Raw genomic sequence first — 13449 nt, 5'->3', positions numbered from 1 at the left:
CTGCAAAACCTGCTATGGCAATAGATATTTTCTAGTTATAAGCAAAACCTCATGTCGTCCATCTATTGTCCGACGTCGTACATGGATAACTCTTCAGCTTGCATTTGTTCCAGGCTTGAAGTCCAGACGCACGCTTGGCCATTGCCGTATACATGCGTCAGAAAACCAACAAGAACCAGCTCGGTCTCCCTCGTTGGGCGACCATGGCGAAACGCACAAGAGGAATCAGCATGTCAGACAATCGCGGTGTCGTTTACATCGGTCCGGGCGAAGTCGAGGTACAGGACATTGCCTACCCCAGGATGGAAACGCCCAACGGGCGCGCCATCGAGCACGGGGTCATCCTGAAAGTCGTTTCCACCAATATCTGTGGCTCCGACCAGCACATGGTGCGTGGCCGGACCACGGCTCCCGCCGGCCTGGTGCTAGGCCACGAGATCACCGGCGAAGTCATCGAAAAGGGCAAGGATGTCGAGTTCCTCGAAATCGGCGATCTTGTTTCTGTCCCATTCAATGTCGCTTGCGGACGCTGCCGTACCTGCAAGGAAGGACATACCGGTGTCTGCCTGCACGTCAACGACGATCGGGCCGGTGGCGCCTACGGCTATGTCGACATGGGCGGCTGGGTCGGTGGTCAGGCTCGCTATGTCATGGTGCCGTATGCCGACTTCAACCTGCTGAAGTTCCCTGATCGCGACCAGGCCATGGCCAATATTCGCGACCTCACCATGCTTAGCGACATTCTGCCGACCGGCTTCCATGGGGCCCTGAATGCCAAGGTCGGCGTGGGCTCGACAGTGTATGTGGCAGGGGCCGGCCCGGTGGGCCTGGCGGCGGCAGCTTCAGCTCGTCTACTGGGTGCCGCCGTGGTCATGATCGGCGATTTCAACCAGCAACGCCTGGCACATGCCCGCAAGATGGGGTTCGAGCCAGTCGACCTCAGCAAGCACGATCGTTTGGGTGAAATGATCGCTGCGATTGTCGGCGAGCCTCAGGTGGACAGCGCCATCGATGCGGTCGGCTTCGAGGCGGTGGGCCATGGTGGCAAGGAGCAGCCCGCCGTAGTCCTCAACCAGATGATGGAAGTCACTCGCGAGGCCGGTTCCATCGGCATCCCCGGGCTGTATGTCACCGAGGATCCCGGTGCGACGGAGAAGGCGGCACAGACCGGAAGCCTCAGCCTGCGTTTCGGCCTGGGCTGGGCCAAGGCCCACTCCTTCCACACCGGACAGACGCCGGTGGTGCAGTACAATCGCCAGCTGATGCAGGCGATCCTGCATGGCAGACTCAACATCGCCGAGATCGTCAATGCCCAGGTGATTTCACTGGAAGATGCGGCGCAGGGTTATCAGCAGTTCGATTCCGGTGCTGCCAGCAAGTTCGTACTCGATCCGCACGGCCTGCTGGGCGCGGCGTAACCGCGCCAACACCCCCGTTCAGCACTGACATACCGGTCGATATCGAAACAGCCCCCATGGCTATTGCCATGGGGGCTGTTTCGTTTGCCTACTCGCCAGGCAGAGCATTGCCAAGCTCATGCACGAATCGATAAGGCCTCAATGATTCCTAAAAGTCGACGACCAAATTTCCCTTGGGCCGACTGCAGCAAGAAAGAATATAGCCCTCTTCGATATCTTCTTCGGTAATGCCGCCGTTATGGTCCATCTCCACTTCACCGGATTTGAGACCGACTCGACAGGTACCGCAGATGCCCATGCCACACGCCTTGGGAATATGCAGGCCGAGCTTCGATGCAGCCGCATGCACCGTCTCGCTGGGCTGGATGCGCACACTTTTGCCAGACCCGACGAACTCGACACTAAGCATTTCGGCGTAATCGATATCTTCGGCAGCCGCCTCGGCCTGATCGGCCAGCTCCTGCACATCTTCACGCACATCAAGCGGCGTAGCCCCGAAGAGCTCTTCATGATAGTGACTCATGTCGAAGCCGTTGTTTTGCAGGATCCGCTTGATCGCGTTCATGTAGGGCGTAGGGCCGCAGCAGAAAATTTCACGCTCCAGATAATCGGGCGCCATCAATTCCAGCATCGGCTGAGTAAGATAGCCCCGATATCCGGCCCAAGCCTCGCCAACGTCATCCTTGTTTTCGCAAACGATATGCAATTTAAACTCGGGTATCCGAGAAAACATATGCACAAGTTCACGATGATAAATAACGTCACGTGGCGCCCTGGCACTATGAATGAACTCGACATCGACATTGGCATTGGTATCAAAGAACCAACGTGTCATCGACATCAAGGGCGTGATGCCCACGCCACCAGAGAGAAACAAGACTTTATCGGCGGGAAAGTCGATAGAATTGAAGTTGCCGACCGGTCCATGCACTACCAGCTTGTCGCCCGTTCTCAAGTTTTCATGTAGCCAGTTGGAAACTTTTCCACCCGGTATCCGCTTGACGGTAATCGAAAAGCTATAGGGGATCGATGGCGAACTCGAGATGGTATATGAGCGCATGACCGGCTCACCGTCGATCTCAAGCTCCAGGGTAACGAACTGGCCGGGCTTGAAGAAAAACAGCACGGGCTGCTCAGCCATAAAACAGAAGGTGCGTACATCCCAGGTTTCCTGGATCACCTTGACACAGCGTACCGAGTGGCGACCGTTGGTCCAGGTCTGGGTCGTGACCGGATTGAAAAAGTTCATTGTCATCGTCGTCTCTGCCTGGCAGTGCCGTGGCTATGCCTTCACCGGCCCGTTGCGTCCAAACGGTCCAGCGCCCTTTCACGCTCGCATTCTGGGTACGCGCAAAACGGCCGGCTTGCCTGTCAGCGACACACACATGCCTCCCACCCCCACTCCCTGACAAAGACCCAACCAACAGGTCGCCGTTACGCCACCTGAGGTCGTGAATAGGCAATTGACATCAGCGGGCATCTACCACAATCAGCCAACCATTACAGATGCCAGATCACGCCATGCGTCAATGCCAGGCCTCTCACGACAAGAACATCAACCCATGACCGTATCGCCGCTCTCGCGGGGAGGCGGCGAACAAAAAGGATATTTGGTATGGACCTGATAGCGACTCACGAACTGGACGATCCTTTGGGCAAGGCACGCGAGGCGACTGCCGACATGCTACAGTCAAGGGCGCGTACTTTTTCGCTTCCCCAGCCGTTCTACAACGATGCCAGGCTGTTCGCTCTCGACATGCAGGAAATCTTCGAGAAAGAGTGGCTATTTGCTGGCATGACGTGCGAGATCCCCGCCAAGGGCAACTTCATGACGCTCGATGTGGGGGACAACCCGATCATCATCGTGCGCGGCAACGAGGGGCAGATCCATGCCTTTCACAATGTCTGCCGTCATCGCGGTTCCCGCCTTTGCATGAAGGACAAGGGCAAGGTGGCCAAGCTGGTCTGCCCCTACCATCAGTGGACGTACGAGCTCGATGGCCGACTGCTGTTCGCCGGCAGCGACATGGGCAGCGACTTCGACCTTGCCAGCTATGGCCTGAAACCCGTCAATGTGCGAACGGCCGGCGGCTTCATCTTCATCAACCTGAGCGAGACCTCGCCGGCCATCGACGACTTCCTGGTAACGCTGGAGCATTATCTCGAGCCGTATCAGATGGACAACGTCAAGGTGGCGGCGGAGTCCAGCATCGTCGAGCAGGCTAACTGGAAGCTCGTGATCGAGAACAACCGTGAGTGCTATCACTGCAATGGTGCCCATCCGGAACTGCTCAATTCGCTGCAGGAATTCGATGACACCGACGACCCGCGTGCCACGCCAGCCTATAAGTCGCTGGTTGCTCGCAAGCAGGCGGACTGGGACAACGAGCAGGTACCTTGGCAGCTCAAACGCTTCGGCAACCGCAACCGCCTGACCCGCACACCGCTTCTGGACGGCATCGTCTCGATGACCATGGACGGCCAGCCGGGCTGCAAGAAACTCATGGGACGCTTGACGAGTCCGGACATGGGCTCGCTACGCATCCTGCATCTGCCCAATTCCTGGAATCATTTCATGGGGGATCATGCCATCGTGTTCCGCGTGCTGCCGCTGGGCCCGCAGCAGACGATGGTCACCACCAAGTGGCTGGTCCATAAGGATGCCGTTGAAGGCGTCGACTACGACCCTGAACAGCTGCGCCGGGTATGGGACGCTACCAACGATCAGGATCGGCGCCTGGCCGAGGAGAACCAGCGGGGCATCAACTCGAAGGCCTACCAGCCTGGGCCTTACTCCGAGACCTACGAGTTCGGGGTCATCGGCTTCATCGACTGGTATTCCGAACGCATGCTGGACAACCTGGGCTATGACGCGCCTACGCTGCACCTGGCGCAAGGCTGATGATGTCATGCATTTCACCCCCTGGCCCGCTCAAGCGGGCCAGGCTTCTTTCGGACATGAACCTAGCGCTGGCGCAATTCAGGTAGCAGAAAGGTGTCAATCGCCTGACGTACCGACGGCAACATGACATCGGTCTGCTCCATCAGTTCATTAACCAGCGTCTCCAGCCCCGGCACACCGACCTCGACATGCTTGCGCAGCGCCAATCGCGCACACGTCTCGGGACAGGCATCCTCGGGAATACGGACATCGAGCGCCACCAAGCGCGCCCGGAAATCATCACCATCGATCAACTCGACAATCATCATGGTTGGGGTCCTCTTGTAGTTGTCACCGCTGGGCTGCCACTCCCTGGAGTTTAACGGCAAGTGATAGACGGTGCGCTTCACAACGCGGCGGTAGCTACGTCGACGTCGGTTTCAAACAATCGCGTCATGCCGTCACATCCAAGAATGCAATACAGCCGTACTTGCCGTAATGGCATGCGGCTGACTGCACAACAACAAGAGGACCATTTATGGACCGTGAAGACCCAGTCCTGGCCCCTGGTCAGGACAACAAGCAGGTCATGGGGCTGGATTTTCATAGCCCCGTATTCCCACTTTCTGCCGCTGCCATCCTAGGTTTCATCATCTATGCCCTGGTCTATCCAGATGCCGCCAGTGCTCAGCTAGGGTTGGCCAAGAGCTGGTCAATCGAACACTTCGACTGGCTGTTCATGATTGCCGGTAATGTCTTCGTGGTGTTCTGCATCGCTTTGATCTGCCTGCCGGTGGGACGCATTCGTCTGGGTGGCAACGACGCCAAGCCGGAATTTTCCCGCATGTCATGGTTTGCCATGCTATTCGCCGCAGGCATGGGCATCGGGTTGATGTTCTGGAGCGTTGCCGAGCCGGTCGCCTATTACACCGATTGGTACGGCACCCCCTTGAATACCTCTGCCGGTACGCCGGAAGGTGCCAGTGCGGCCATGGGAGCGACAATGTTCCACTGGGGATTGCACCCCTGGGCTATTTACGCCGTGGTGGGGCTGTCGCTGGCGTTTTTCGCCTATAACAAGGGACTGCCGCTGACGCTGCGCTCGGCGTTCTTTCCCCTGCTGGGCGAACGTACACGCGGCTGGGCAGGCCATATCGTCGATATCCTTGCCGTTCTTTCGACAATCTTCGGCCTGGCCACCTCGCTCGGCTTCGGCGCCTCCCAGGCTGCTGGCGGCCTGGCCTATCTTTTCGACGTACCCAACACCATCGGCACGCAACTGGCAATCATTGTTGTCGTGACCGTCATCGCCCTGATCTCTGTTTGGCGCGGCATCGACGGCGGGGTCAAGCTGTTCTCGAATATCAACATGGTCATCGCCGCGGCGCTGCTGCTGTTCGTGATCGCCGCCGGCCCCACTCTCCTGATCATCACCGGCTTCGGCACCACTGCAATGGACTACCTGAGCCACATCTTACCGCTGTCGAACTGGATCGGCCGTGATGATGATACGTGGTACCACGGCTGGACGATCTTCTACTGGGCATGGTGGATTTCCTGGTCGCCGTTCGTCGGCATGTTCATCGCCCGGGTGTCGCGTGGCCGCACGGTACGCGAGTTCCTGATTGCCGTACTGCTGGTACCCACGTTGGTGACTCTGGTGTGGATGAGTGCCTTTGGCGGTACAGCGCTGTATCAGGCAGCCAACGGTATCGGTGAGCTGTCCAATGGCATCAGCGACGTCTCGCTGGCGATGTTCCATATGCTCGAACAGTTGCCATTGACCATCCTGACATCGACGCTGGCCATTATCTTGGTCCTGGTGTTCTTCATCACGTCATCGGACTCGGGATCGCTGGTCATCGACAACATCACCGCTGGCGGCAAGACGGATGCGCCCAAGAGCCAACGCGTGTTCTGGGCCACTCTGGAAGGCGCCATCGCCGGTGTCCTGCTGTATGGCGGCGGCAGTACTGCCCTGGGTGCACTGCAGGCTGGCGCCGTGGCAACGGGACTGCCCTTCACCTTGGTGCTTCTGGTGATGTGCTTCAGCCTGTACGTAGGGCTTCACAAGGAGCACCGGCAACTTGTGAGCTCGCCAAAAGCCGCCTCGTTGCAAGAAACCAAGTAAGTTCGGAACGTAAAGGGATCGCCCAATCCGTGGCGATTCCTTTCCTGTCTGGAGCCATTCCCATGTCGTAAATGTTTTATCCCGTGACGTTGTTAGCGATGACACCATTAGCGGCTCGCGGCATTATTATCGCCGTTACAACATTAACAACTCCACGGCTGCCTCCATGATCTACACAATCGCAATATTATTCAGCTTGGTCGGTTACTTTCTCATCGGTCATCTGGCTGGACGCCGGGTCAAGCATCTTGATGACTACCTGGTTGCCGGCCGCAATGCGCCGACCTTTTTTATCTTGGGTACCCTGGTCGCAAGCTATTTAAGTACCAGCGCCTTTCTCGGCGAAACCGGTTTCGCCTATCAAGGCTATCCCTTTGTAATGTTGATCTTTGCCGCTGTCAGCACCTCGGGGTGTTTGCTGGGAGCGCTGGCCTTCGGACGGTACTTGCGGCGCAGCGGTGCAAGAACGGTTCCTGAGTATTTCGGTAAGCGCTTTGCTTCCCGGCGTGTCCAGATCATCGCCGGCCTGACTACGATCCTCGGTCTCGGCGCCTACTTGTTAGGTGTCATGCAGGGGGCGGGCATCATGTTCGCCGAGCTGACAGGGATGCCGTATTGGGTCGGCCTGGTGCTGGTATGGCTCACCTATACCGGATTCATCCTTTATTCAGGCTCACCGGGCGTCATGCTGACCGACACGGTGATGTTCGTGATTTTCTCGCTGGCGGCCCTGGGTGGCTCGCTGTATATCCTGCAGGACTTAGGCGGCTGGCATGGGGTCATTGAGGGGCTACTGAGCCAGCAGGATAAGCCCGGCATTGCACTTTGGCACGGCGTCATTGATGGCCAGGAAGCCAGCTTTTCCACCCCCGGCGAAGCGCTGACCTGGGGCCTGACACTAGGCTTGGTATGGGCCGCAGTACTGGCAGCCAGCCCGTGGCAGTCCAGTCGCTACCTGATGGCACGCAACGAACATGTCGTCATGCGTTCGGCTATGCTCACCGCAGTGGCGCTGGCCATATTCTACGCACTGATGATGATGACCGGCGCAGCCATAAACCTCTACAACGATCTACTCGACCCCGAACGCGCCATGGTGTGGGTTGCGCTTAATATATTGCCGACATGGCTCGGGGTAATCATCCTTACAGGCGTTTTCGCCGCCGGGCTCTCGTCCTGCTCGACCTTCCTGTCAATCATCGGCTTCAGCCTCTCCAACGACATTCTTCCACCCTCACTGAACGAGGCATCGGCCATGCGGACCAGCCGCATCGCCGTGCTTGCTGCGGGCCTGATTGCCTTGGGGCTTGCCCTGTTCCAGCCGCCAGCGGTGATGTCTGTCGTATGGTTCGCAGCAACGTTGTTCGCTTCCTCCTGGGGCCCGGTAGCCCTAATGAGTATCTGGAGTCGGCGGATTACCGCGGCTGGGGCGGGCTGGGGCCTGGCGATAGGCTTTTTGAGCAACTTAGGTCTGTCACTGATGGTTCAGGCCGAATGGGTCAGCTTGCCGGTCTATCTGCACCCGGTGGTGCTCAGTACGCTCGCGGCGCTGGTAGCCATCTTGATAGCCTCACGATTGACTCACGTCAGCCAGGCCGAGAGGGATTATCGGGCTTTCCTGCATGAGCGCGACACGAGTCTGGAGGCCAAGTGGGTTTCCGGCACGCGCTGGGTGGCAGTGTGTACCATGCTGGCCGGAATCGCCGTGGGGTTATTTCTTTGGCGCCAGTATGCAGTCACTCTGGACGAACTCGCCGGGCGCTTCGCTATTCCCTACGGGACCACCTTGGGTGCCTACGTATTGGCCATCGGGTGTGGGGGGATGTTACTCATTGCCGGCGCCGTGGGGTATTGGGTTGTTCGCCCGAGGAAACTGAAAACGCAAGGAATGCGTGTTGCCAAGTACTGATTGTTCCCGCCAGTGATTTACTTGCCACCGCTAGCCTATTGCTCGCGGTGGCTTTTTCAGCCGACCAGGAGCCATGCAATGCCAATGCGTCCCTACCGGCGTGGTCTCGCCATGGTTTTCACAGGTATCGTCTTCCTCAGCTTCGATGGCCTGCTGATACGGCTTGCCGGCACGGAAGGCTGGACGATCGTATTCTGGCGCGGCATATTCATGTTCTGTGCACTCGGACTGCTGAGCTGCCTTGGAGGCCGGCTGGCCACGCTACGCAGCCATCCTGAAGCCTCGCTGGCATCCGCCGTGCTTCTCGGGTTGATTTCCAGTCTTTTCGTGCTTGCCATCATGCACGCCAGCGTAGCCAACGTCGTCGTGATCCTGAGTTCGGCACCGTTGTTTGCCGCCCTGTTCTCCCGTCTGTTCCTGCGTGAGCGAGTGCCGTATCGCACCGTGCTGGCGATTGCTGCCTGCATGGTCGGCATGCTGCTGGTATTCATGGGCTCGGAGACCGGCGGCATGCTTGCAGGTAACATTTATGCCCTGGCAGCTGCCGCCGCCGTGGGCGGCAACCTGACCTTGCTGCGCCGCTACCCCACGATCGATCGCATACCGCTCATTGCCGGAGGCGGCATCCTGGCAGCGGTGGTTGCCTTGCCCATGGCCAGCCCCCTGACACTCAGCGGGCACAGCTACGGTGTGCTGGCCCTCATGGGGTTGCTGCAGATGCCGCTGGCGACCGTACTCATCAACAACGCGACTCGCTATCTTCCCTCGGCCGAGGTGGCGCTGTTTTACCTCGTCGAGACCGTGCTTGGCACGCTCTGGGTCTGGTGGCTTTTGGGAGAGTCACCCACGGCAGCGAGCCTGCTCGGAGGTGCCGTGATCATCATGGCGCTACTGGTTCATGCCTGGCTTGGATTGCGCAGCGAAGGCAAAACCGCACCCACAGACAGTGTTCTAACAAAAAGCCCCACCTGAACCACGGCGGGGCACCATCATTCTTTGCTTAGCCAGTCTATCGACGTCAGCGCAGTACGCCTTCCTCCTTGAGCAGTGCAAAGATCGCTTCGGCACCCTGCTCAGGCGATACATCGCTAAGCAGTTGTCCGCTGCCGCTATCGGCCTTGGCCGCTGCCGCCTTGAAACGATCGCGGGCCGAGGCCGACTTGATGATCTTGAGCCGCTTGGGCCGCTTGCGGGCTGGCTGGACTTGCCACTGTGCCTGCAGTTCATCGGGCACACTGGCACAGGCGCGAGCCGCGAGCTCACCGCGTCGCGCCGGGCCGAACGCGCTCTGACGTGCAGCCGGCGCACTGCTATCCACCGTCGCAACGGCCGGCAGCCGCACCCGCAGGCGACGGCGCTTTCCTCGCGGCAACGCCTGCAGCACCGTAGCCACGCCTTGCTCGATGCTTTCTACCTGGGCCAGGCCATTGATCACCGGCCAACCCAATGCCTCGGCCAATAAATACGGCACCAGGCCCGAGCCCTCTCCCGTCTCGGCACGCGTACCGGTGAGTACCAGTTGCGGCGCCGTGTCTCGCAGTGCATTGATCAATGCCGGGACGACATCGGCTCCCGACGACTGCTTGATCAGGTTGACCTCGCCGATGCCCATGCCGAGATAGCCGCGCAGGGCCTCCTCATTGTCGGACCCATTGCCACCCGCATGGATAAGGTGCACGGCGGCGTCACTCATGGACAGTGCCATTTCCACCGCCCGGGCATCCTGATCGGCGCGCCGCGCACGTGCGGTCAACGGATGGCGCCCCACCGACACCAGAACGGCAACGTTGAGCCCGGCATGACTCGACGACTTGGCGTTATGCGGCATCGCGATTCTCCTGCTGTTGTTCTCGATAACGCTCGATACGGGTAACCAGCGCGGCGAGAATCTCACCGGCATCGCCGATCACGGAAAGGTCGGCGCGCTTGGCCATGTCGCACCCTTCATCAAGGTTGATGGCCACGACCTTGTCGCAGCTCTGAATGCCCTGAAGGTGCTGTATGGCGCCGGAGATACCCACCGCCACGTAGACCCGCGCGGAAACCCAGGTGCCGGTGGCACCGACCTGCCGATCCCGCGGCATGAAACCGTCATCGACCGCGACACGCGACGCGCCTTCGGTCGCGCCGAGGACCTGGGCGGCGTGGTGAAAGCCATCCCAATCCTTGACGCCGTTACCGGCCGATAGAATGAATTCCGCCTCGGACAGCGACACACTGGCCGGATCGACGGCGACCTCGCCCATGTCCTCGATGCGTCCCAGCACGTCAGGCAGCGCCTGGGCCAGTTCAACCGGCTGGGCGGCATGGCGCGTCTCGCTGACCGGTTCGGCGCACTCCGCCAGTGCCAGCACCACGCGCGGCAGGTGACGTATAATATCGCTCGTGCCTGCGGCACCGCGTGCCGTACAGCGCCATCCGGTCTCGCTGGCGGCATCCGCTTCGATCTGCCAGACCTGGGTCGCCGGACGCTCACCCAGCCGCACGGCCAGTCGTCGGCCCAGTTCGCCCCCGCCGAGCGGGGAGTCGGGCAGTAGCCAGTGGCGCGGCGCCAGCTCGCGTTCGACACTTTGCAGAGCGGCGATACGCGTTTCGGGCAGATAGCCGGAGAAGGCGTCTCCCTGCAGCTCCAGCAAGCGGTCCACGCCGGCCTCGTCGAAGACGGTTTCCTTGTGCGCTCCGAAAACAATTGCCAGCACCGCCCCTGGCCGTTCGGGATCGGCATCGGCCAACTGGCGCGCCAGCCCCAGCAGATCGCGATCGTGCGACGACAACCGCCCCCCCGGGAGGACAGGCACCACGGCGACCAAAAACGCTGGCGTCTCGATCTCGACACGGCGGCGCGTGTCCTTGGGCTGCGCCTGGCGGCTGCCGGGCTGGGTCGCGGCCTGTTGCGCGCCACTGCGATCGATGCGCTTGATACCGTTGGGACCAATGAAGCCCACGGCATGCGGATTGCGGCGCGTCAGCCCACTGGGGCCTATCCATTCGCTGTGCAAATCGCCACCGCCCATTTCCGCGAGCACCTCGAGATGCTCGGGATGCAGGCGATTGCGGGCAATCCATTCCTTGCGCGGATCACGACGGACAATATCGTTCATAGCGTCACCTCTTCCGCGGCGCGGCGTGTCTTTTCAGCCGCCTCATCCCGTGATGCGCTTTCCGCCGTGGCATCGACGATCAACGCATCGGCGACCAGTTCGGCAATGTCCTTGATCTCGGCCCTGGGTTCGACCACGCCTTCGAGCATGGCGGTGCATTGCGGGCAGCCCACGGCGACCAGCTCGGCGCCGGTCTCGCGCACGTCATTCATGCGCATATCGGGAATACGCTGCTTGCCGGGAATATCGGTAATGGGCGCCCCGCCGCCGCCGCCGCAGCAGCGTGAGCGGTAGCCCGAGCGAGCCATTTCCTCGACCTCGATCCCGAGCGCCTTGAGAACATCGCGCGGCGCTTCGTACTCGCCGTTGTAGCGCCCCAGATAACACGGATCATGATAGGTCACGGTACCGCCCTTCCATGCCCTCAGGGACAGTTTTCCGTTCACTAACAGGTGGTTGAAATAGGTACTGTGATGGAACACTTCATAATGACCGCCCAATTCTCCGTACTCGTTCTTGAGTACATGGAAGCTGTGCGGATCGCAGGTAACGATGCGTTCGAAGCGATACTGCTCCAGGGTGGCGATGTTGCGCCTGGCCAAGGACTGGAAAGTCGCCTCGTCGCCCAGGCGGCGCGCCACGTCACCGCTGTCGCGCTCCTCGTTGCCCAGCACGGCGAAGTCGACCTTGGCGGCATGCAGTACCGACACCAGCGCACGCAGCGTTCTCTGGTTGCGCATGTCGAAGACACCGTCGCCCAACCATAAGAGCACCTCGGCTTCGTGCTTGTCGGCCATCAGCGGCAGGTCGAGATCCGCTGCCCAGTGCATGCGCGAGCCGGGATCGAAGCCGCCGGGGTTATCGGTAGCAATCAGGTTATCGAGCACCTCGGCGCCCTTGTTGGGGGTATTGCCGTGCTCGAGCGTCAGGAACCGGCGCATGTCCACGATGGCGTCGACGTGCTCGATCATCATCGGACACTCTTCGACACAGGCACGGCAAGTCGTGCATGACCACAGCGTCTCGGCATCGACCAGCGCCGTACCCTGTCGCGCCACGATCGGCCCGTGCGGTTCGCCGGCGTGCTCACCTACCGGCTTGCCCGGATAGGGAGAGCCCGCATAGCGGGCATCGCTGCCGCCAGCCATGCCGACGACCATGTCCTGGATCAGCTTCTTGGGGTTGAGGGGCTGCCCGGCAGCGAAGGCCGGACACGCCGCCTCGCAGCGTCCGCACTGTACGCAGGCATCGAAGCCAAGCAACTGATTCCAGGTGAAATCGGCCGGTTTCTCGACGCCTAACTTCGTCGCGGGATCTTCCAGACGCAGCGCCTTGAGCCCCGTGGAACGCCCTTCGCCACCATGTTTGTCCGAAAAACGTTCGGGGCGGCGATGAAAGGCCAGGTGCAGGGCGCCGGCGAAGGCATGCTTCATCGGCCCGCCCCAGGTCATGCCGAAGAACAGCTCGCCCAGCCCCCAGGCCACCACGCCGGCCAGTACCAAGGCCAGAAACCAATTTCCGAAGTCTTCCGGCAGCACGCCGGCCGTCGGCAGTGTGACCAGGAACACGCCCAGCGAAAAAGCGATCAGGCTCTTGGGCAACCGCATCCATGGGCCCCTGGACAAGCGTGGCGGCGGATTGCGGCGCCGCTTGGCGACGAACAGGCTACCGACGAACATGCAGGTCGTGGCGGCAAGTAATGCCCAGGCCAGTATCGTACTGTCCAGCCCCAGGCCATGCACGGCGATAGCCAGCAAGGCCGCCAGCACGAAGCCACCGGCCGTGGCGACGTGGGTGTTGGACATCGCCTTGTCGCGTGCGACGACATGGTGCAGATCGACCAGGTAGCGCCGTGGCATCGCGGCCAGGCCCCGGATGAGCGGGACCGGCGAGGGCCGCCCCTGACGCCACAAGCGAACGCGGCGTACGGCACCGATCGCCGCCAATGCCAGGGCAGAAAAGAAAAGTATCGGCAGGAGGGTGTCGAGCATGATGCTCACCTCGTCTCA

At 60.5% G+C, this 13449-nt stretch carries 10 protein-coding genes; 5 read left to right on the top strand and 5 right to left on the bottom strand.

What is annotated here, in order from left to right:
- The first annotated feature begins 230 nt into the window (after window positions 1–230).
- Window positions 231–1418 (top strand): formaldehyde dehydrogenase, glutathione-independent, encoded by a 1188-nt coding sequence (gene fdhA / locus F568_RS0111635; protein ID WP_019018902.1) that lies wholly within the window; start codon window positions 231–233, stop codon window positions 1416–1418.
- Window positions 1419–1566: 148 nt separating this feature from the next.
- Here fdhA and gbcB read toward each other — a convergent pair whose 3' ends face one another.
- On the bottom strand, window positions 1567–2673 hold the full coding sequence (gbcB, locus tag F568_RS0111630; protein WP_019018901.1) for a glycine betaine monooxygenase reductase subunit: 1107 nt from the start codon (window positions 2671–2673) through the stop codon (window positions 1567–1569).
- Between the two features lie 360 nt (window positions 2674–3033).
- Between gbcB and gbca the strand changes: the two genes are divergently transcribed.
- The gene (gbca, locus tag F568_RS0111625; protein WP_019018900.1) at window positions 3034–4320 is read left to right on the top strand and encodes a glycine betaine monooxygenase oxygenase subunit; all 1287 of its coding nucleotides are present in this window, start codon (window positions 3034–3036) and stop codon (window positions 4318–4320) included.
- A 62-nt stretch (window positions 4321–4382) separates the two neighbouring features.
- Here the strand turns inward: gbca and F568_RS0111620 are convergent, their stop codons facing one another.
- Window positions 4383–4628, bottom strand: a complete 246-nt coding sequence (locus F568_RS0111620; RefSeq protein WP_019018899.1) for a hypothetical protein — start codon at window positions 4626–4628, stop codon at window positions 4383–4385.
- Between the two features lie 209 nt (window positions 4629–4837).
- On the opposite strand from F568_RS0111620, the gene F568_RS0111615 reads away from it, so the two are divergent.
- The 3 genes from F568_RS0111615 (at window position 4838) to F568_RS0111605 (ending at window position 9311) form a co-directional block, all read left to right on the top strand.
- Window positions 4838–6430 carry a BCCT family transporter gene (locus F568_RS0111615; protein WP_019018898.1) on the top strand — a complete coding sequence of 531 codons (1593 nt, stop codon included), beginning with the start codon at window positions 4838–4840 and terminating at the stop codon, window positions 6428–6430.
- A gap of 166 nt (window positions 6431–6596) precedes the next feature.
- Complete coding sequence (locus tag F568_RS0111610) at window positions 6597–8339, top strand: sodium:solute symporter family protein (RefSeq protein ID WP_019018897.1); 1743 nt, start codon at window positions 6597–6599, stop codon at window positions 8337–8339.
- 78 nt (window positions 8340–8417) lie between these two features.
- The gene (locus tag F568_RS0111605) at window positions 8418–9311 is read left to right on the top strand and encodes a DMT family transporter (RefSeq protein WP_019018896.1); all 894 of its coding nucleotides are present in this window, start codon (window positions 8418–8420) and stop codon (window positions 9309–9311) included.
- A gap of 46 nt (window positions 9312–9357) precedes the next feature.
- Here F568_RS0111605 and etfB read toward each other — a convergent pair whose 3' ends face one another.
- From etfB to F568_RS0111590, 3 genes are read right to left on the bottom strand one after another with little or no spacing between them, the layout of a single operon-like run.
- Window positions 9358–10167 carry an electron transfer flavoprotein subunit beta gene (gene etfB, locus F568_RS0111600; protein WP_019018895.1) on the bottom strand — a complete coding sequence of 270 codons (810 nt, stop codon included), beginning with the start codon at window positions 10165–10167 and terminating at the stop codon, window positions 9358–9360.
- Window positions 10157–11440, bottom strand: coding sequence for an electron transfer flavoprotein subunit alpha (etfA, locus tag F568_RS0111595; protein ID WP_019018894.1), 1284 nt, complete (start codon window positions 11438–11440; stop codon window positions 10157–10159). Before etfA ends, etfB begins: the two co-directional genes overlap by 11 nt.
- Window positions 11437–13431, bottom strand: a complete 1995-nt coding sequence (locus F568_RS0111590; protein WP_019018893.1) for a (Fe-S)-binding protein — start codon at window positions 13429–13431, stop codon at window positions 11437–11439. The genes etfA and F568_RS0111590 overlap by 4 nt, the downstream gene beginning before the upstream one ends.
- Window positions 13432–13449: the final 18 nt, after the last annotated feature.

The sequence above is a fragment of the Modicisalibacter luteus DSM 23508 genome, from assembly GCF_000378505.1.
Lineage (GTDB): Bacteria > Pseudomonadota > Gammaproteobacteria > Pseudomonadales > Halomonadaceae > Modicisalibacter > Modicisalibacter luteus.
Note: the sequence above shows the minus strand (reverse complement) of the source record. Positions and strands in the feature narration are given on the sequence as shown.